Below are 19,179 nucleotides of genomic sequence, written 5' to 3'. Positions count from 1 at the left end.
GTATGCAATCCGATTTCAGATAGTTTTCAGGTTCAAGGCGATGGCGGATACGGTTGAATTTGCGAAGATGAACGGGCTTGGCAACAAGATCCTCGTTGTCGACATGCGCGGCCGCAAGGATATGGTCACGCCTGCGGCGGCCATCGCCCTCAATGCCGATCCCGCGACCCAGTTCGACCAGATCATGGCCATCCACGATCCGCGTGTCAGTGGCACGGATGCCTTTATCGATATTCTCAATTGCGATGGCACGAAGGCGCAAGCCTGCGGCAATGGTACGCGCTGCGTGGTGCAGGCTCTGTCTTCCGAAACCGGCAAGACCAGCTTCACCTTCCAGACGGTGGCCGGCATTTTGAATGCCGTCGAGCATGAAGACGGCATGATATCAGTCGATATGGGCCTGCCGCGTTTCCGCTGGAGCGATATTCCGCTTTCGGAAGAATTCCACGATACCAGCCGTATCGAATTGCAGATCGGGCCTATCGATGCGCCAATCCTGCATTCGCCCGCCGTCATGTCGATGGGCAACCCGCATGCGATTTTCTGGGTGGACCGCGATCCGATGGATTTCGATCTTGAGCGGTTCGGGCCGCTGCTCGAAAACCATCCGATGTTTCCGGAAAAGGCCAATATCACGCTCGCACAGGTAATGTCCGACAGCGCGCTTCGCACCCGCACCTGGGAGCGTGGCGCCGGGCTGACGCTCGCCTGCGGTTCCGCAGCTTGCGCCGCCGCCGTTTCCGCCGCCCGCACTGGCCGCACGGGCAGAAAGGTCACCATTGATGTGGCTTCCAGCCCCATTCGGGTGCCGCTGACAATCGACTGGCGCGAGGACAACCACGTCATCATGACAGGCCCGGCCGAATGGGAATGGTCCGGCATCGTCGATCCCGTCACGGGTGTCTGGTCACGGGATGCGGCGGCCGAGCAGGGGGCCGTATGAGCGGCGTCGAGGTCATAACCTTCGGCTGTCGTCTCAACACCTATGAATCGGAAGTGATGCGGGCGGAGGCCGAAAAGGCCGGGCTGAACAATGCCGTACTGGTCAATACCTGCGCCGTGACGGGCGAGGCGGTGCGCCAGGCGCGTCAGGCCATCCGCCGCGCCAGGCGTGACAATCCGCATGCGCGCATCATAGTCACCGGTTGCGCTGCCCAGACGGAAAAACAGACCTTTGCCGAAATGCCCGAGGTGGATGCGGTGCTGGGCAATGAGGAAAAGCTGAAAAGCGCCTCCTACCGCGCGCTGCCGGATTTCGGCGTCTCGGCGGAAGAGAAGCTGCGCGTCAACGACATCATGAGCATCAAGGCGACCGCGCCGCAGATGGTCAAGCACATTGACGGGCATGTGCGCGCTTTCATTCAGGTACAGAACGGCTGCGATCATCGCTGCACCTTCTGCATCATTCCCTATGGGCGCGGCAATTCCCGCTCCGTGCCGATGGGTGCGGTGGTGGATCAGGCGCGCAGACTGACGGAGAGCGGTTATTGCGAGATCGTGCTGACCGGAGTGGATGCGACCAGCTATGGGGCTGATCTGCCGGGTGAACCTTCCCTCGGTTACCTCGCCAAGACTTTGCTGAAGCAGGTGCCGGACATTCTGCGCCTGCGGCTTTCCTCCATCGACAGTATCGAGGCCGACCATCATCTGATGGATCTGATTGGTGGTGAGCCGCGTTTCATGCCGCATCTGCACCTGTCCCTCCAGCATGGCGATGACATGATCCTGAAACGCATGAAACGCCGCCATTCACGGGCCGATGCCATTCGCTTCTGTCGTGACGTGCGGTCGCTGAGGCCCGACATCGCCTTCGGCGCGGATATGATTGCCGGTTTTCCGACCGAGACGGAAGAGATGTTCGAAAATGCCGCGACGCTTGCGGAAGAATGCGGCATTTCCAGCCTGCACGTGTTTCCCTACAGCCCGCGTGCCGGTACGCCGGCGGCCCGCATGCCGCAGCTGGACCGCGCGCTGGTGAAGGACCGGGCGGCGAGGCTTCGCGAACGCGGCGAAGCGCTTAAGGTGGTGCAGTTGCAGGATATGGTCGGTTCGGTGCAAACGATCCTGGTGGAAAACACCGGTTTTGCCCATACCGATAATTTCACGCTTGTGGCGGCGCCTGATCTTGCCCCGCGCACTCTTGCGCAGGTTGCGATTACCGGCCACAACGGCAAACATCTGAACATGCAGCTTCTGGCGGCGAACGCTGCCTGAGGCGGCTCAAGAGAAAAGACACGGGAACGACCATGGCCCTCGGCTTCATCAAAAAAGTCTTTTCGTTCGGCAAGGACAAAGCCGAAACGAATGAGCGGCCGCAAGAGGATGCTGTGTCTGAACACGGCAACGAAAATGCCTCTTTCGAAGCGGCGCTGAGCGAGGCCGAAGCGCATAACCCGGTAGATGAGGATCCCGTTTCCGAGCTGGAGATGGAGACGGCCGGCGGTCCCGCTCCGGACGAGACAGCGGATGCCACACCTTCTGAAGAAGAAGACGAAGAAGAAGCTCCGCTTCTGCCCGGTGCCGAGCTTTCCGGCGATATGGGGTTGGTGCCGTTGTCGCTGCTGCAGGCGGAAGCCGCTGCCGAAGAGCAGGCCGAACCTTCGCGGGAGGTTGTTGATGCCGTGCTCGACGCGGATGTGATGGATGCGCTGCTCGATGAGGCGGAGTCCGTAGATGCAGTCGACCTCCCTGTCGTGCCGCAAGCTTTGCCGAAGGGCTTTTCATCGGCAAGCGAGCGTGAAGAGCCTGTTGTCGCTGCGCCTGAGCCGAAGCTCAGCTGGTTTCAGCGCCTGCGGGCCGGGCTTGCGCGCACGTCGTCGCAGCTGACCACACAGATTTCGGCGCTGTTCACCAAGCGCAAGCTGGACGAGGACACGCTTGACGAGCTGGAAGACCTTCTCATCCAGTCGGATCTGGGCGTCGAGACCGCCATGCGTATCACCGGCGCTTTGTCTTCAGAGCGGTACGGCAAGGATGTGAGTGGTGAGGATGTGGCGCGCATTATGGCGGGCGAGATCACCAAGGTCCTGAAACCTGTTGCGAAGCCGCTGGAACTCGATCTTTCGCACAAGCCGCATGTCATTCTTGTCGTGGGTGTGAACGGTACCGGCAAGACGACGACCATCGGCAAGTTGGCTGCCAAGCTTTCCGGCTCAGGCCTCAAGGTGATGCTTGCGGCCGGTGATACTTTTCGCGCGGCGGCCATCGAGCAGCTGAAGATTTGGGCCGACCGCACCGGTTCGCAATTCATCGGCACCAAGCTCGGCGCGGACGCCTCGGGTCTCGCTTACGATGCCTATGAACAGGCGCGGGCGGAAAAAAGCGATGTGCTCATCATCGATACGGCCGGCCGTCTGCAGAACAAGACGGAACTGATGGCGGAACTGGAAAAGATCGTGCGGGTGCTCGGCAAGCTCGATCCGGATGCGCCGCACACCGTGCTGCAGACACTGGATGCAACGACCGGCCAGAACGCCCTGAACCAGGTGGAGATATTCCGCAACGTTGCGGGTGTTTCGGGCCTGATTATGACAAAATTGGATGGCACGGCGCGGGGCGGTATCCTCGTCGCCATCGCTGCCAAACACAAGCTGCCGGTCTATTTCATCGGCGTGGGTGAAGGTGTTGATGATCTGGAGCCCTTCGAGGCGGAAGATTTCGCCAAGGCCATTGCGGGAGTTTGAGTATGGATATTGAAAGCAATTCCAAGGAAAGCGAAAAAATGGTGGCGGAAATCAGCCCGCTGCTGAAATTTGTGCTCGAGCTTGGCCCGCTCATGGTGTTCTTTTTCGCCAATTCCCGCGGCGAATGGCTGGCCTCAACTTTTCCGGTGCTGACGGAGTTCGGCGGGCCGATCTTCATCGCCACCGGCCTGTTCATGATCGCGACCGCCGCCGCCCTGACCGTGTCGTGGATTTTGACGCGCAAACTTCCGATCATGCCGCTGATATCAGGCATCGTGGTTTTTGTGTTCGGCGCGCTGACGCTGTGGCTGCAGAACGATACATTCATCAAGATGAAGCCGACCATCGTCAACACGCTGTTCGGCGTCATCCTGCTGGGCGGCCTGTTCTTCGGCCAGTCTTTGCTGGGTTACGTGTTCAATTCCGCCTTCAAGCTGACGGATGAAGGCTGGCGTAAGCTGACGTTGCGCTGGGGTTTGTTTTTCCTGTTTCTCGCGGTGCTGAACGAGGTTGTCTGGCGTGGTTTCACGACGGATCAATGGGTGGCCTTCAAGGTGTGGGGCACCATGCCGATCACCATCATTTTCACCATGGCGCAAATGCCGCTTGTGATGCGCCATTCTGTAGAACCGCTTGGCAAGGACGAAAAATGACAGTTGCGGAGATGTCGGCTTCCCGTTCGCGTTCGCTCAAATGGTTCGGCTTGGCTGCCGGGCTGCTTCTCCTGCAGATCGTCATTCTCTACGCCATGGGCCGGGTTCCCATCTGCGAATGCGGTTATGTGAAGCTGTTCGAGCCGGGCGTGAACACGCCGGGCAATTCCCAGCATCTGGCTGATTGGTATACGCCGTCGCATATTATACACGGCTTTCTATTCTACTGGTTCGCTTGGCTGCTGTTCCGCAACAAACCTTTTTCCATGCGGCTTTCTTTCGCGGTTCTGATCGAGGCGGCGTGGGAACTTCTCGAAAACTCGCCCATCATTATCGATCGCTATCGCACGGCGACCATGGCGCTGGGTTACACCGGCGACAGCATCCTGAACTCGGCGATGGACACGGTTTTCATGGCGCTGGGTTTCCTTTTTGCCGCCCGCGTGCCGGTGTGGCTGACGGTACTAATCGCCATCTTCTTCGAAATCTTCACGGGCTGGCTGATCCGCGATAATCTGACGCTGAACGTGGTCATGCTGGTCTGGCCGCTCGATGCGATCAAGGAATGGCAGAACGCGCTCCCGCAAATGTGAACGAGCCGGCGGACGATATAAGCCAGTTTCTTAATGGCATTGCGGTAATGTTCGGTGCTTAAAGGCTTGTCTCTCGTTCCGGCAGAACACATTGCAAGATAATTTCGCCTATCTTCTCCCCTTCATCATGCTGACATTTGGCGTCGTGTTCCTGTTCCTGCAAAGGATAGGTCACGTTTCGGCGCGGTATTGGGGTATCGGCTATCTTGCGGCGGCTTTTGGTTTTGCCTCCCCTCTGGTGCTCGGTGGCCTGCCCTTCGAATTGCAGGCGATTGTCTCGAACCTGCTGTTCTTCTCCGCATTTTTTCTTTACGGCCATGCGCTGCTTACCCATTTCGGGCGGCCGCGCCATACGATGGCGCGCCTGTCGCTCGTGCTTGCCGCTGTTTTGCTGGTTTCATTTCACGTTTTCATCACGCCCGATCTGAAGCGCGAACTCGTCATCGGCGATCTTGTTTGCGCCCTGCTGCTCGCTTTTCCGGTCTGGCTTGTGCGAAAGCGGCCTGTCGCCCTTGCCGATCGGCTGATGGTGGCGATCGCTTCGCTTGTGGTGCTGGAAACGCTGGTGCGTATCGGCATGCTGCTGGTAATGACGCCGAACGGCTCGATGATCGAGCTCAGCGAATTTTTCGAGTCGGATTATGCCTTCTATATGCAGCTTGCCGCGAGCATATTCGGCTTCCTGCTGGCGCTTTCCGTGCTTGCAAGCCAGATTTCCGTAACCGTCGACCGGCACCTGCATGCCGCGGAACAGGATCCGTTGACGGATGTGCTGAACCGCCGCGGGTTCGACCGTCGCGTTCCCGATTTCCGCAACGACACGCCTGATGGTGCGGTCATTGCCTGCGATATAGACCATTTCAAGCGCATCAACGATGTTTACGGCCATGCGGCCGGAGATATCGTGCTTATCGGCCTTTCCGATCTCCTCAGGCGAAATTCGCCCGAAGACGCGCTGGTGGCGCGTTTCGGTGGTGAGGAATTCGTGGTCTTCCTGCCCGGCCACACGGCTGCTGCTGCCGGTCAGCTTGCCAATGGCATGCGTTCAAACCTCCTGTCGCTCGATTGGCGTAACCGGGGTGTGACCACCCAAATTACGGCAAGCTTTGGCGTTTCGGCTGTCGCGAGGGGAGACCATTCCATCCATGATGCCATCAAGCGGGCCGATGACAGCCTTTATGCTGCAAAGCGCGGCGGTCGCGATCAGGTCGTGCTGGAAGGTATACGTATGCCGGCCGAAGGCCCGTCGCTCCGGGTTATTTCGAAGAATTGAACCTTCCCGCCCGGGGGCTATTTTCCGGCTGCGGTCGTGATGGCCGGCAGCAGGTCGCGCTCGACGCTACGGGCATCGAAGGGGCCAACCTTTTTATAGAGGATCGTGCCGTCTGCGCCGACAAGGTAACTTTCGGGGATGCCGTAAACGCCCCAGTCGATCGCGGCTTTGCCGTTCGGATCGACGCCTATTGCGGCAAAGGGGTTGCCAAGTTCGCCAAGGAAGCGGAGTGCATTGTCCTGCTTATCCTTGTAATTAATGCCGACGACGGTGATGCGGCTGTCTTTCGCCAGTTCCTGCAATAGCGGATGCTCCTGCCGGCAGGGAATGCACCAGGAGGCAAAGACGTTGACCAGTGTCAGTTTGCCTTTGATGGCGGCATCGGTGAGCGCCGGCAGGTTCGAGCCTTCCAGCGGCGGCAGCGACAGGGAAGGCGCCTTGGTGCCGATGAGTGCGGAGGGAATGGCGCTGATATCCAGCCCGTTGACATCCTGATCATAGAGCATCTTGCCGGCGATGAAGGCAAAACCGCCGAAGAGCAGCAGTGGCAGCAGCGCCAGCCCGTAACGTGCGCGGCCGGTGGTTTTGGTTTTGGTGTCCTGATCCTGGCTGGCCTGCGTCATTGCGCGTCACCTGTAGAACCGGCTCTTGCCCTGCGGCGCACACCGGATGCCTCCAGCTGCTTCAGTTCCCGTTTGCGTGCCTGACCGTCCACAACGACCCAGGCGATGAGACAGAGAACGACAAGGCCGGTGGCCGCGTAAGACATGCCGATATAAAAGGCGTGCGTCATGCCTCAGCCCTCCCGGTTGGCCAAACGGGCGGCAAGCCGCCGCTGCGCGGCCACGCGCCGGCGCCAGATTTCGTTGCGCATGGCGGCGATGTGTAATGTGAAGAACAGCAGTGTGAAGCCGATCGCCATGGTCAGAAGCGGCCAGAGAAATTCCGCATCGATGGCGGAACCACCCATGCGGATGACGCTGGCCGGCTGGTGCAGCGTGTTCCACCATTCGACCGAAAATTTGATGATCGGAATATTCACGAAACCAACGAGGATCAGCACGGCGCTGACACGGGCGGCTCTGGAGGGGTCATCCATGGCGCGGTTGAGCGCGATAAGGCCGAGATACATCAGGAAAAGCACGAATACGGAAGTCAGTCGCGCATCCCACACCCACCAGGTTCCCCACATGGGTTTGCCCCAAAGCGAGCCGGTAATGAGGGCGATGAGCGTGAAGGCGGCACCGATGGGGGCGGCGGCCTTGTGGCTGACATCTGCGATTGGGTGACGCCAGACCAGCGTGCCGATCGCCGAGACCGCCATGACAGTATAGCACATCATTGAAAGCCAAGCGGAGGGCACATGCACATACATGATGCGCACAGTGTAACCCTGCTGGTAATCGCCTTCTGTCGTAAAAGTCAGATAGAGACCGGCGGCTAGCACCAGCGCCGTCAGGACAGCGAGCCAGGGCAGAATGCGTGCTGCCAGCGCCAGAAACCGCGTGGGATTGGCGAGATCACTGAATTTGGTGATGGTGAAGGTCTGCTCGTTCATGCCGCCTGTGTAACCCGAGAATGGCCGCCCCGCAATTGATCCCTGTCAACAGGGGATCGTCAATCGCGGCTTCATCAATCCATAACATTGCGCAGGGCCAAAGCGGCAAAGAAAGGGCCGGTCACAGCTGAAAATAACGTGATCGCGCAGAGAATGAGGAATGGCGGCATAAAGGGCGCTGGATCCTGCACCGCCGCATAAGAAGCGCTGACGCCGAAAATCAGCACCGGAATGGCGAGCGGTAGCACGAGGATGGAGACCAGAAGCCCGCCTCGCGGCAGGGCGACCGCGACTGCCGCTCCTACCGCGCCGATGAAGGTGATGGCCGGTGAGCCGACGAAAAGCGTGAGCATCACAGCGCCGATTGCCACCTCGTCCATATTCATGAACAGGCCGAGCAGGGGGGAGGCCAGCACCAGCGGCAGGCCGGTTCCCACCCAGTGCGCCAGGCATTTGACGAGCACCGTCAGCACCAGCGGGTTTTCCTGCATGAGAATGAGGTCCAGCGACCCGTCATCCCGCTCTGCCTGAAACAGCCGGTCGAGGCCGAGAAGGGCGGACAGAAGTGCGCCGATCCAGACGATGGCGGGGCCGATGCGGGCGAGTAGGTTGAGATCGGGGCCGACACCGAAGGGGATGACGGCAACGACCGTCATGAAGAAGAGTACGCCGATCAGGGCACCGCCGCCGGCGCGGATGGAGAGTTTGATGTCGCGGAGGAGGAGGGCGGTCATTGGAAAGGCCTCTGCGGGTGTGGTTTACCCCCCTCTGCCCTGCCGGGCATCTCCCCCTCAAGGGGGGAGATCGGCAGGATGCCCTTCCACCACTCCATTCTCGAGCGTTGAGATTGTCGAGGCCTAGCCGCGAGTCGATCTCCCCCCTTGAGGGGGAGATGCCCGGCAGGGCAGAGGGGGGTATTTCCCGCGCGCATACGCATCATGCCCAAGCCTCCACACCCGCAAAACCCGTCATCTGCAATTCCCGGGCATTCGCCAGCCCAAGCGGCTGATGAGTTGCTGCAATGACGATACCGCCCTTCGATAAATGGCCTTTGACAAGATCGGTAAACATGCCATCCGCAGCTTTATCAAGCGCTGCCGTCGGCTCATCGAGAATCCATACCGGCCGCCAGGCGATCAGAAGTTTCGCCATGGCAAAACGCCGTTGCTGGCCGGCGGAGAGATAACCGAAGGGCAGATGAGTAATGCCGGCGAGACCGACGATCTCAGCCGCCTCATCGATTGTGATGCCAGTACCACCGGAAAAATCACCGAGGAAATTTTTCCAGAAACTCAGATTTTCCGAAACGGTCAGTTCCATTTTCATCGCGTTGCGATGGCCGAGATAATGACAGGCTTCTGATGGGCGCATGTCCTTTTCTATCTCTTCGCCGGCTATCTTTATCCACCCCTGTTCGGGGCGTAGCAGGCCGGCCACGGTGCGCAGGAGAGTGGATTTTCCCGAGCCGTTTCGGCCGGTCAGCACCAGTGCCGCACCGTCGCTTAACTTGAAGGAAATATTCATGAATATGAAATCTTCGCCGCGTCGCACGCCAAGATTTTCCGCCGTCAAATCCATGCTGCGGTTCCGTTTCAGATTTCGTCGTCTCGATAAAAAAATCGATTAGCTTCGTTGAATGGTCTGGCACGTTTCTCCGAAATTATCTATATGAGTGTCAACCACGCCAGCGGCCGGCGTGAACATCATCTTGCGCCGGACCTGAATGTTACGAGGAGTAACTTTCACGTGCGGACAGCGGAAATGGTCGTACCCGCATCCTGATGTGCTTGCGAGCACAGGGGTCCGCACGCGCGTGTTGGCTAATCAGATTATGCGGGGTTTTAAACCGTGGCCAAATCTCTCGACAGTTTCCAATGTCGTTCCGTCCTTACCGTGGATGGTAAGGACTATGTTTATTTCAGCCTTCCCAAGGCTGAGGCAAACGGTCTCAAGGGCGTTTCCAAGCTGCCTTATTCCATGAAGGTTCTTCTGGAGAACCTGCTTCGTTTCGAGGACGGCCAGTCCGTCACAAAGGAGCACATTCTGGCCGTCGCCGAATGGCTTGATAATAAGGGCCTCACCGAAACGGAAATCGCCTATCGTCCAGCCCGCGTTCTCATGCAGGACTTTACAGGCGTTCCCGCCGTGGTCGATCTTGCCGCCATGCGTGACGCCATGGTGTCGCTCGGTGGCGATCCGGAAAAGATCAATCCGCTCGTTCCCGTCGATCTCGTTATCGACCACTCGGTCATCGTCGATGAATTCGGCACGCCGACCGCGTTTGCCCGCAACGTCGAGTTGGAATATGAGCGCAATGGCGAGCGTTACCGCTTCCTGAAGTGGGGCCAGCAGGCGTTCAAGAATTTCCGTGTGGTTCCGCCCGGCACCGGCATCTGTCACCAGGTCAACCTCGAATATCTCGGCCAGACCGTCTGGACCAAGGAAGAGGACGGCGAAACGATCGCTTACCCGGATACCTGCGTCGGCACCGATTCGCACACGACGATGATCAATGGTCTTGGCGTTCTCGGCTGGGGCGTGGGTGGTATCGAGGCTGAAGCGGCGATGCTCGGCCAGCCGGTTTCCATGCTTTTGCCTGAGGTCATCGGCTTCAAGCTGACCGGTAAGGTGAAGGAAGGCGTGACCGCGACCGACCTCGTTTTGACCGTCGTGCAGATGCTGCGCAAGAAGGGTGTCGTCTCCAAATTTGTCGAATTCTTCGGCCCGGGCCTTGATTCGATGACGCTTGCCGACCGCGCGACCATCGGCAATATGGGTCCGGAATATGGTGCGACCTGTGGTTTCTTCCCGGTTGACGGCGAGACCATCAATTACCTGACCATGTCCGGCCGCGCCAAGGACCGCATCGCGCTCGTTGAAGCCTATTCGAAGGCGCAGGACATGTGGCGCACCGGCGACGGTTCCGACCTCGTCTTCACCGACACGCTGGAACTCGACCTCGGCGACGTGGTGCCGTCCATGGCTGGTCCAAAGCGTCCGGAAGGCCGCCTGCCGCTCGAAACCATTGCGCCGAATTTCGCAACGGCTCTCGAAAACGACTACAAGAAGCCCGGCCAGCTCACCAACCGCTATGCGGTTGACGGCGAAGACTTCGATCTCGGCCACGGTGATGTGGCGATTGCGGCCATCACCTCCTGCACCAACACCTCCAACCCTTCGGTTCTCATCGCCGCCGGGCTTCTCGCCCGTAATGCGGTTGCCAGGGGGCTGAAGTCCCAGCCGTGGGTGAAAACCTCGCTGGCGCCGGGAAGCCAAGTGGTTGCCGAATATCTCGACAAGTCGGGCCTGCAGAAGGATCTGGACGCGATCGGCTTCAATCTCGTCGGCTTTGGTTGCACGACCTGCATCGGCAATTCCGGCCCGCTGCCGGCGCCGATCTCCAAGACGATCAACGACAAGGGTCTCATCACCGCCGGTGTTCTCTCGGGCAACCGTAACTTCGAAGGCCGTATTTCGCCAGACGTTCAGGCGAACTACCTCGCTTCACCGCCGCTCGTCGTGGCCTACGCCCTTGCCGGCACGGTCCAGAAAGACCTGACGAAGGAGCCGATCGGCGACGACCAGAACGGCAACCCGGTCTATCTCAAGGATATCTGGCCGACCTCTAAGGAAATCCAGGAATTCATCCTGAAATACGTCACCCGCGAACTCTACGAATCGAAATATGCCGATGTGTTCAAGGGCGATGAAAACTGGCAGGCCGTTCAGGTTCCGCCGGGCCAGACCTATGCCTGGGACGACAAGTCGACCTATGTGCAGAACCCGCCTTATTTCGTCGGCATGGGCAAGAAGGGCACTGGTCTCAAGAACATCAAGGGCGCGCGCGTCCTCGGCCTGTTCGGCGACAAGATCACCACCGACCATATTTCCCCGGCCGGTTCGATCAAGGCTGCCTCGCCAGCCGGCGCCTATCTGACGGAAAACGGCGTTGCTGTTATCGACTTCAACCAGTATGGCACGCGGCGCGGCAATCATGAGGTGATGATGCGTGGCACCTTCGCCAATATCCGCATTCGCAACCACATGCTCGGCCCGAACGGCAAGGAAGGGGGCTACACCATCCATTATCCGTCCAAGGAAGAGATGTCGATCTATGACGCCGCCATGAAATACAAGGCGGAGGGCGTTCCGCTCGTCATCTTCGCCGGTGTCGAATATGGCAACGGTTCTTCCCGCGACTGGGCGGCAAAGGGCACCAACCTGCTTGGCGTGAAGGCGGTCATCGCGCAGTCCTTCGAGCGTATCCACCGTTCGAACCTCGTCGGCATGGGCGTCGTGCCTTTCGTCTTCGAGGAGGGCACGACCTGGGCGAGCCTCGACCTCAAGGGTGACGAAGTCGTCGAGATCGACGGCCTCGAGGGCGACATCAAGCCACGCGAGAAGAAAGTCGCCAAGATAACTTACAGCGATGGTTCGGTGAAGGAAGTTCCGCTTCTTTGCCGCATCGATACGCTGGACGAAGTGATTTACATGAACAATGGCGGCATTCTGCAGACCGTTCTTCGTGATCTGGCTGGCTGATAAAGCTTAAACCAACAAAAGACGCCGGGAAAAATCCCGGCGTCTCTTTCGTTTCTTGATCTCTTTTTTTGTGATTGCCGCTCACCCCTTCGTGACTTTCTATTGAGGGGCATTAGACGTTATTTTCCGGTTTGCATCCCGGCAGGATTGATCGCATCAATTCGTCTGGATATCTTGCCGGACAAAGGTTTTTGTAATGCCACTGAAATTTCCCCTGTCGATATGTCTTCTCGGCACGTTCCTTGTCACCTCCGCGCAGGCGCAGGAGGCAGTGAAGGGCGTTGTCGAATTGTTCACATCGCAGGGATGCTCATCCTGCCCGCCGGCGGACGAAGCGCTGCGCAAGATGATCCAGAAGGGTGATGTCGTCGGTCTTTCCTACCACGTCGACTACTGGAATTATCTCGGCTGGACGGATTCGCTGGCGTCCAAGGAAAATACTGAACGGCAATATGGGTATATGCGGGCGCTCGGCCGTAATGGGGTCTATACGCCGCAGGCAATTCTGAACGGCCGTGACCACGTCAAGGGCGCGGATGTTCGCGGCATCTATGACAGGCTCGATGCTTTCAAGCGCGAAGGCCAGGGGCTGAGCGTGCCGGTCTCGTCAAAATTCGCCGGTGACGAGGTGGAGATCGATATTGGCGCCGGTAGTGGCAAGGCCGATGTGGTCGTTGCCTATTTCTCGCGCGAGCAGACGGTGGATGTACAGAAGGGCGAGAACCAGGGAAAAAAAATGTCCTACTGGCACAGCGTTTACGATGTGCAGACGGTCGGCATGTGGGATGGTTCGCCGATGACGGTGAAGCTTCCGGCAAGCGTCGTGGCAAAGGTGAAAAAGGGCGGCTGCGCCGTGCTGTTACAGACGGCCAATGCCAGCGGCGATCCGGCGGCAATCGTCGGCGCAAGTATCCTGCTTGGAAATGAACCCCCCTGATCGCCTGTCAGGCGACTGAAGATCCGGTCCGGGCATTGGGGGCTGGGGGTAAAGGGTCAATGCACCGGACCGGGTCATCTTGGTGCCTAGGCATCAATTGACAATAGGACTATTCCATCCAATTCGGGCCATGGTTTGACCGAAATACGGCAGGCTATGCCAAAATGGCTGCCTAAATGGTTACCATTTTTTACCCCTGCTTTTGTTGCGGGCAGCATCTTCGGGGTTGTTTGGCAGCATTTTTCAATGTCACTTTCTCCCGGTTTTATAGCCGTCTGAAAGCCATTCTGGCCCCTGCCGCGACTTCTGCGCCGGTGCGCAAGCGTCTCGCGAGGCTTGCAATTTTGTTTTCACAGGCTCACATTGATGGGAAGACTTGGGTGGAATCGGAGGTATTGGATGACCGATCAACCGGATGTGCAGCAGGTGCAGACCGCTTCACGCGATAATTCCACCGTTGTCGATCTCCGCGAATACAAAAAAGACAAAGACCCTTTGCCGGTCACCTTTCACCGGCGCGAGCTGGATGCGATCCTGCGCATCTATGGCCGCATGGTGGGAGAGGGAGAGTGGCGCGATTACGCCATTGACCACCTGAAGGAAAAGGCGGTGTTTTCCGTCTTCAAACGCTCAGGTGAAATGCCGCTTTACCGGATTGAAAAGAACCCCAGGCTGGCGGCGAAGCAGGGCGCTTATTGTGTGGTGAATTCGGATGGCCGCATTCTCAAGCGTGGGCACGAACTGCCGCAGGTTCTCAAGGTTTTCGATAAGGTTCTGAAGCTTATCGAGTGAGTTTCGGACGAACAGCTACCTGTTGTCACTCGATGCGGATAAGCGGGTCGACAGGCTGGCAGATTTCGAATCTTCATAAATAAAAAGGCGGCCGATGGGCCGCCTTTCATTTGTTTGCCGTTCGGGTTCTTACCCTTACTTGTCACGGTTACCCATGAACTGCAGGAGGAACATGAACAGGTTGATGAAGTCGAGATACAGCGTCAGCGCACCCATGATCGCCTTGCGGCCGGCCACGGCAACCTCGTCGCCATCGAAATACATTTCCTTGATCTTCTGCGTATCGTAGGCGGTGAGGCCCGCGAAGATCAGCACGCCGATTGCGGAGATCGCAAACTGCAGAGCGGAAGAAGCGAGGAAGATATTGACGATGGACGCGATGATGAGGCCGAACAGACCCATGATCAGGAACGAACCGAGACCGGAAAGGTTCTTCTTCGTCGTGTAACCGTAAAGCGAGAGCGCGCCGAACGAAGCAGCGGTCACGAAGAATGTCTGCACAACGCTCTGGCCGGTATAGACCAGGAAGATCGAGGACAGAGACACACCCATCAACGCCGCATAGACCCAGAAGGTCATCTGGGCGGCGGAAACGCTCATGTTCTGGATGCGGAAGCTAAGGAAGAACACCAGTCCCAGCGGTGCGAGCATGACAACCCAGCGCAGCGGCGACGCATAGAGCAACTGGGCGAAAGCCGGATTGGTCGTCGCGAGCGTATAGGTGGCGAACGCTGCAACGCCGGTGATGACCAGAGCCAGCGCCATCAGGTTGTAAACCTTCAGCATATAGGCGCGAAGACCTTCATCGATCATCGCACCAGTCTGTGCACGGGTCTGCGCCATGCGGTTCTGGTAGTTATTGAAGTCAGCCATTGTTTCCTCTTTTGAGCTCCGTAATTGCTACGGTGTCGGGATACCTCCCGGGCGCCGCTGCGGAGCTTCAGCAAGCCTGTCCAAGAATATGATGGCAGAACGTGTCTGATACAAGGCCTTTTGCAGTCGAAAAGACACCATATGCGCGAAAAGCGCTCACGTTTTGGCGATCATTACAAAGAATTAATCGCTAAAGTTAAGCGGGGCACAACCGATGATCATTCCCCTGCCTGCCTGAGAACCGGCGCCGCTTTCTGGCCGAGAATCCGCCAGGTGCCGATAAGGCCGATGCCGACCGTCATGACGAGGGCGACAACGAGGGTTCCGATCGCCACATCCGGCAGGAAACTGGAGGGCAGCTTCATGATGCGGGCGATCACGAACCATGCGGAGACGCCGCCGGCGAAAAGCGCGAAGACGGCGGTGGCGAGACCGAGCATCATGTATTCGTAGGAGAAAGCGCGGATGAGCAGATTTCGCGTGCCGCCGAGTGTTTTCAGGATCACCGCATCATGGGTGCGGGCCCGGTTTCCGGCGGCGAGAGCACCGGCGAGAACGAGCACGGATGCTATCAATGCAACGGCTGCGGCGGCGCGAATGGCGGTGGCGAGCTGGCCAACCAGTCGGTTGACGACATCGAGAGCGTCCTTCACGCGCACGCTGGTGATCGTCGGGTAGGTGTTGGTAACGGAGCGCAATATCCGGCCTTCGTCGCTTGCGGAAGCGGAAGGATCGGCAAGTGTCGCCAACCAGGCATGCGGTGCGCCGCGGAACGTGTTCGGCGAAAAGACCATGACGAAATTGATCGACAGGGATTCCCATTCGACATTGCGCATACTGGCGATCTTTGCCGTGATGCTGCGGCCAAGGACATTGACGGTCACTGTGTCGCCGATCTTGAGGCCGAGTTCCTGTGCCTCTTTTGCCGCGAAGGAGACCAGCGGTTCGCCGCTATAGTCCGGCCCCCACCACGCTCCTTCCGTCAGTTTCGTGTTTTCCGGCATGTTTTCGGAATAGGTGATGCCGCGGTCGCCACGTAGTAACCAGCGGCCGGATGGCGGCACCTCCATCTTCGTCACATCTTCGCCGTTGAGCGCCAGAATGCGGCCGCGCAACATTGGCACTTCGGTCAGCGTGCCTTGTGGTGCTTCCCGTTTCAGCAAATCACGGAAGCCCTGCACCTCGCTGCCCTGAATATCCACAAAGAAGAAATTCGGCGCGCGTTCCGGCAGGCTGTCGGTCAGCTCGCGGCGCAGATTGCCGTCGATCAGTGTCAGGGTCACGAGCAGGGTCAGGCCGAGGCCAAGTGAAAGGACGACCGAGGGCGTGAGCGCTCCAGGCCGGTGAATATTGCCGATCGCCAGCCGAAGGGCGGCGGAATGAACGCGCGGGCTGCGTTTGGCGATGGCCTTGACCCCGGAAGCCACCAGCCGCAGCACCACAAAGGCAAAAGCGATGGCGGCGAGGAAAACCGAGGCAATGAAACGGTCTTCCGCCGAGAAGATGGCAAGGGCGGCCAGCGCTGCCAGCAACAGGCCCGTTGCGGCCAGATAGGGCCAGGACGGCCAGCTGCCTTCCTCGAAACCCTGTTCGCGGAAAAGTGCCGTTGCCGGAACCTCACGTGCCTGACCGAGCGGCACGATGGCGAAAGCGAACGTCGTCAAGAGGCCGAACAAGGCGGCGAGGCCGAGCGCACCGGGATAGAAGGCAAGTTCTTCCGGCACGGGCAGCACACCTTCCAGAAACCGCATGGCAATCAGCGGTGCAATGGCGCCAACAACGAGGCCGATGACGATACCGACGGCGGCAATGAAGGCGATCTGGAAGAGATAGGTCATGGTGACCACGGAGGCCGGCGCGCCGAGGCATTTCAGCGAGGCGATCGTGGTGCGCTTGGAATCGAGAAAGGCGCGAACGGCGTTGGCGACGCCAACCCCGCCGACGATGAGGGCGGTAAGGCCCACCAATGTGAGGAATTGCGAGAAGCGGTTGACGTTTTCGGTGAGCGACGGTGCTGCCCGGTCACTGGTGCGGATGGACCAGCCGGCATCGGGAAGAGCCTTGTTGGCGGCATCGGTCATCGTTGCCCGCGCTGCGGGATCGTTCAGTTTGATCTTATAGGCGTGTTCAACGAGGCTGCCGGTCTGAACGAGGCCGGAGGCGAAGAGCGCGTCGCGGCTGACCATCAGCCTTGGGGCAAAACCGAAACCGTCGGATAGTGCATCCGGCTCATCGACGACGGTGCCGGTCAGTTTCAGCTTCACATTGCCGAGCAGTATTTCGTCGCCAACCTTGATGCCCAGCCGTTCCAGCAATAGCGGCGCAGCAATGGCGCCATAGCTGTCGCCGTTGCCGGCCAGAAGTTCACTCAGCGGCCGGTTGGGATCGGCCGCGAAGGTGCCATAAAGCGGATAGGCGCCGTCAATGGCTTTCACTTCCGTCAGGGTCTGTTCGGAGCCATCGGCAAGGCGGGCCATGGAGCGAAGCCCGGTGGAAACCGCGACGGCGCCGAGGCCATCGAGATAGCTACGCTCTGTTTCCGTCGCTTCCCTGTTGCGCAGTTCGAAACGCACGTCGCCGGCCAGAATCGACTGGCCTTCGGTGGCAATGGCGCTGGTGACTGCGCGCGACACGGAATTGACGGCGGCGATGGCCCCGGTTCCAAGCGCGATACAGGCGAGGAAAATGTAAAAGCCGCTCAACCCGCCGCGAATTTCGCGCCGTGCGAGTCTCATGGCATTTCTGATATTCGCGACAGATGGAAGAAGGGATCCGATCATGCCGATACCGCCCGCGCCATCTGGGGGCGGGCGCTGTCGCCCTCAATCTCGCCGGAGCGCACCTTGATCTGCCGCGAGCAGCGGGCGGCGAGCGACGGATCATGGGTAACGAGGACCATTGTCATGCCGCGTTCGGCCTGTTTGGCAAAAAGAAGATCGGCGATCTGCTTGCCGGTATCGGTATCGAGATTGCCCGTGGGTTCATCGGCGATCAGCACGGCGGGGGAGGGGGCAAGCGCGCGGGCGATGGCCACACGCTGTTGCTCGCCGCCGGAGAGCTGGCCGGGATAATGGCTGAGGCGTTCTCCAAGGCCAACGGCGACGAGTTCGCGCCTGGCGATCTCGAAGGGGGTGGGGGTATTGGCCAGTTCCAGCGGAACGGCGACGTTTTCGAGCGCCGTCATATTGGCGATGAGGTGGAAGGACTGGAAAACGATGCCGATATTCTTGCCGCGAAAATCCGCCAGCGCATCTTCACCAAGCTTGTGCAACTCCGTATCCGCGATGACGATCTCGCCGCTATCCAGCCTCTCGAGGCCGGCCAGCACCATCAGAAGGGTCGATTTCCCCGAGCCGGAAGGGCCGACGATGCCAACCGCCTCGCTTTCGTCGATGACAAGATCGATGTTCTTGAGAACGTGAACGGAGGCGGCGGCGTTGCCGAGCGTGAGGTCGGCTTTCTTCAGCTCTATGATGCTTTTCGTCACAATTCTCGTTCCTATATAGAAAGATGAAAACGGGCTGGCGGCGTCGATGCGGTCGGTATTTCAGGCAACGAGAACCAAGTTAGGAAAGCCGTGATGAGATTTAAAGCTGCCCTGTTTCACTTCATCGTCATTTTAGCCACCGTCTTTTTCGCTTCTGTGGCCACGGCTCAGGAGCGGACATTGCAACTGGTTGGCCTCGGCGACAGCCTCATGGCCGGGTATCAGCTGCCGCCCACCGACAGCTATACCGCACAGCTTGAAGCTGCATTAAAGGCTAAAGGCATCAATGTCGTCGTCACCAATGCCGGGGTGTCCGGCGATACCTCCTCCGGTGGTCTGTCGCGGGCCGAATGGTCTGTGCCTGATGGAACGGACGGGGTCATTCTGGAACTTGGCGCCAATGATGCACTGCGCGGTATTGCCCCGGAACAGACGGAAAAGAACCTCGATGCCATCATTTCCGGTTTTCAGAAGCGTAATATAGCCGTGCTGCTGGTCGGTATTATGGCGCCGCCGAACATGGGTGACGACTATGCCAGGCGCTTCAATCCGATCTTTCCAAAGCTTGCGGGAAAATACAACCTGCCGCTTTATCCCTTCTTTCTGGACGGTGTCGTGACAGATGACAAGCTGAAGCTGGAGGACAAGATGCACCCGAATACGCAGGGTGTGGCGATGATGGTGGAGAAATCTTTGCCGGCTGTTGAAAGCTTCATCAAGACAATCGGTGCGCAAAAAAAATAAGCACTTGCGCCCGTCTGCATTGCGTGATTCGCTATGCTTGTTCT

General features: G+C 58.8%; 18 protein-coding genes. 10 read left to right on the top strand and 8 right to left on the bottom strand.

The window, feature by feature from the left end:
• The first annotated feature begins 40 nt into the window (after positions 1-40).
• The 6 genes from dapF to FCH38_RS15425 all read left to right on the top strand — a co-directional run bounded on the left by dapF (position 41) and on the right by FCH38_RS15425 (position 6,202).
• A complete protein-coding gene (dapF, locus tag FCH38_RS15450) occupies positions 41-943 on the top strand; it encodes a diaminopimelate epimerase (RefSeq protein ID WP_174374284.1) in 903 nt (300 codons plus the stop codon).
• Positions 940-2,214 (top strand): tRNA (N(6)-L-threonylcarbamoyladenosine(37)-C(2))-methylthiotransferase MtaB, encoded by a 1,275-nt coding sequence (gene mtaB / locus FCH38_RS15445; protein ID WP_174374283.1) that lies wholly within the window; start codon positions 940-942, stop codon positions 2,212-2,214. Before dapF ends, mtaB begins: the two co-directional genes overlap by 4 nt.
• 32 nt (positions 2,215-2,246) lie before the next feature.
• On the top strand, positions 2,247-3,683 hold the full coding sequence (gene ftsY, locus FCH38_RS15440) for a signal recognition particle-docking protein FtsY (RefSeq protein WP_174374282.1): 1,437 nt from the start codon (positions 2,247-2,249) through the stop codon (positions 3,681-3,683).
• Between the two features lie 2 nt (positions 3,684-3,685).
• On the top strand, positions 3,686-4,336 hold the full coding sequence (locus FCH38_RS15435) for a septation protein A (RefSeq protein ID WP_153515501.1): 651 nt from the start codon (positions 3,686-3,688) through the stop codon (positions 4,334-4,336).
• Entirely contained in the window at positions 4,333-4,929 is a 597-nt protein-coding gene (locus FCH38_RS15430; protein WP_174374281.1) for a DUF2585 domain-containing protein, read from the top strand. Before FCH38_RS15435 ends, FCH38_RS15430 begins: the two co-directional genes overlap by 4 nt.
• 91 nt (positions 4,930-5,020) lie before the next feature.
• The gene (locus FCH38_RS15425) at positions 5,021-6,202 is read left to right on the top strand and encodes a GGDEF domain-containing protein (RefSeq protein WP_174374280.1); all 1,182 of its coding nucleotides are present in this window, start codon (positions 5,021-5,023) and stop codon (positions 6,200-6,202) included.
• A 17-nt stretch (positions 6,203-6,219) separates the two neighbouring features.
• Here FCH38_RS15425 and FCH38_RS15420 read toward each other — a convergent pair whose 3' ends face one another.
• The 5 genes from FCH38_RS15420 to ccmA form a co-directional block, all read right to left on the bottom strand.
• Positions 6,220-6,825, bottom strand: a complete 606-nt coding sequence (locus tag FCH38_RS15420) for a DsbE family thiol:disulfide interchange protein (RefSeq protein WP_174374279.1) — start codon at positions 6,823-6,825, stop codon at positions 6,220-6,222.
• On the bottom strand, positions 6,822-6,995 hold the full coding sequence (gene ccmD / locus FCH38_RS15415) for a heme exporter protein CcmD (RefSeq protein WP_153515503.1): 174 nt from the start codon (positions 6,993-6,995) through the stop codon (positions 6,822-6,824). Before ccmD ends, FCH38_RS15420 begins: the two co-directional genes overlap by 4 nt.
• A gap of 3 nt (positions 6,996-6,998) precedes the next feature.
• The gene (locus FCH38_RS15410) at positions 6,999-7,760 is read right to left on the bottom strand and encodes a heme ABC transporter permease (protein ID WP_174374278.1); all 762 of its coding nucleotides are present in this window, start codon (positions 7,758-7,760) and stop codon (positions 6,999-7,001) included.
• Between the two features lie 74 nt (positions 7,761-7,834).
• The gene (gene ccmB, locus FCH38_RS15405; protein ID WP_149900477.1) at positions 7,835-8,494 is read right to left on the bottom strand and encodes a heme exporter protein CcmB; all 660 of its coding nucleotides are present in this window, start codon (positions 8,492-8,494) and stop codon (positions 7,835-7,837) included.
• A gap of 202 nt (positions 8,495-8,696) precedes the next feature.
• Positions 8,697-9,338 carry a heme ABC exporter ATP-binding protein CcmA gene (gene ccmA, locus FCH38_RS15400; protein ID WP_174374277.1) on the bottom strand — a complete coding sequence of 214 codons (642 nt, stop codon included), beginning with the start codon at positions 9,336-9,338 and terminating at the stop codon, positions 8,697-8,699.
• Positions 9,339-9,608: 270 nt separating this feature from the next.
• Between ccmA and acnA the strand changes: the two genes are divergently transcribed.
• From acnA to FCH38_RS15385, 3 genes are all read left to right on the top strand, one after another.
• Positions 9,609-12,302, top strand: a complete 2,694-nt coding sequence (gene acnA, locus FCH38_RS15395) for an aconitate hydratase AcnA (protein WP_174374276.1) — start codon at positions 9,609-9,611, stop codon at positions 12,300-12,302.
• Between the two features lie 196 nt (positions 12,303-12,498).
• Complete coding sequence (locus FCH38_RS15390) at positions 12,499-13,239, top strand: DUF1223 domain-containing protein (RefSeq protein ID WP_174374275.1); 741 nt, start codon at positions 12,499-12,501, stop codon at positions 13,237-13,239.
• 399 nt (positions 13,240-13,638) lie between these two features.
• Entirely contained in the window at positions 13,639-14,031 is a 393-nt protein-coding gene (locus FCH38_RS15385; RefSeq protein ID WP_174374274.1) for a DUF2794 domain-containing protein, read from the top strand.
• A gap of 135 nt (positions 14,032-14,166) precedes the next feature.
• Here FCH38_RS15385 and FCH38_RS15380 read toward each other — a convergent pair whose 3' ends face one another.
• From FCH38_RS15380 to FCH38_RS15370, 3 genes are all read right to left on the bottom strand, one after another.
• Positions 14,167-14,904, bottom strand: a complete 738-nt coding sequence (locus FCH38_RS15380; protein WP_149900483.1) for a Bax inhibitor-1/YccA family protein — start codon at positions 14,902-14,904, stop codon at positions 14,167-14,169.
• A 218-nt stretch (positions 14,905-15,122) separates the two neighbouring features.
• Entirely contained in the window at positions 15,123-17,684 is a 2,562-nt protein-coding gene (locus FCH38_RS15375; RefSeq protein WP_153515506.1) for an ABC transporter permease, read from the bottom strand.
• Entirely contained in the window at positions 17,681-18,391 is a 711-nt protein-coding gene (locus tag FCH38_RS15370) for an ATP-binding cassette domain-containing protein (protein ID WP_174374273.1), read from the bottom strand. Before FCH38_RS15370 ends, FCH38_RS15375 begins: the two co-directional genes overlap by 4 nt.
• Before the next feature lie 93 nt (positions 18,392-18,484).
• Here FCH38_RS15370 and FCH38_RS15365 point away from each other — a divergent pair, with 93 nt between their 5' ends.
• The gene (locus tag FCH38_RS15365; RefSeq protein ID WP_153515507.1) at positions 18,485-19,135 is read left to right on the top strand and encodes an arylesterase; all 651 of its coding nucleotides are present in this window, start codon (positions 18,485-18,487) and stop codon (positions 19,133-19,135) included.
• Positions 19,136-19,179: the final 44 nt, after the last annotated feature.

The sequence above is a fragment of the Agrobacterium tumefaciens genome (genome assembly GCF_013337285.1).
In the GTDB taxonomy this organism is placed as follows: domain Bacteria; phylum Pseudomonadota; class Alphaproteobacteria; order Rhizobiales; family Rhizobiaceae; genus Agrobacterium; species Agrobacterium burrii.
Note: the sequence above shows the minus strand (reverse complement) of the source record. Positions and strands in the feature narration are given on the sequence as shown.

Coding starts and splice junctions, on each gene's coding strand:
- FCH38_RS15430 (WP_174374281.1), top strand. CDS start 4,333: ATGACAGTTGCGGAGATGTCGGCTTCCCGTTCGCGTTCGCTCAAATGG.
- ccmD (WP_153515503.1), bottom strand. CDS start 6,995: ATGACGCACGCCTTTTATATCGGCATGTCTTACGCGGCCACCGGCCTT.
- FCH38_RS15435 (WP_153515501.1), top strand. CDS start 3,686: ATGGATATTGAAAGCAATTCCAAGGAAAGCGAAAAAATGGTGGCGGAA.
- ftsY (WP_174374282.1), top strand. CDS start 2,247: ATGGCCCTCGGCTTCATCAAAAAAGTCTTTTCGTTCGGCAAGGACAAA.
- mtaB (WP_174374283.1), top strand. CDS start 940: ATGAGCGGCGTCGAGGTCATAACCTTCGGCTGTCGTCTCAACACCTAT.
- FCH38_RS15410 (WP_174374278.1), bottom strand. CDS start 7,760: ATGAACGAGCAGACCTTCACCATCACCAAATTCAGTGATCTCGCCAAT.
- FCH38_RS15385 (WP_174374274.1), top strand. CDS start 13,639: ATGACCGATCAACCGGATGTGCAGCAGGTGCAGACCGCTTCACGCGAT.
- dapF (WP_174374284.1), top strand. CDS start 41: ATGGCGGATACGGTTGAATTTGCGAAGATGAACGGGCTTGGCAACAAG.
- FCH38_RS15390 (WP_174374275.1), top strand. CDS start 12,499: ATGCCACTGAAATTTCCCCTGTCGATATGTCTTCTCGGCACGTTCCTT.
- ccmB (WP_149900477.1), bottom strand. CDS start 8,494: ATGACCGCCCTCCTCCTCCGCGACATCAAACTCTCCATCCGCGCCGGC.
- FCH38_RS15365 (WP_153515507.1), top strand. CDS start 18,485: ATGAGATTTAAAGCTGCCCTGTTTCACTTCATCGTCATTTTAGCCACC.
- ccmA (WP_174374277.1), bottom strand. CDS start 9,338: ATGGATTTGACGGCGGAAAATCTTGGCGTGCGACGCGGCGAAGATTTC.
- FCH38_RS15380 (WP_149900483.1), bottom strand. CDS start 14,904: ATGGCTGACTTCAATAACTACCAGAACCGCATGGCGCAGACCCGTGCA.
- FCH38_RS15420 (WP_174374279.1), bottom strand. CDS start 6,825: ATGACGCAGGCCAGCCAGGATCAGGACACCAAAACCAAAACCACCGGC.
- FCH38_RS15375 (WP_153515506.1), bottom strand. CDS start 17,684: ATGATCGGATCCCTTCTTCCATCTGTCGCGAATATCAGAAATGCCATG.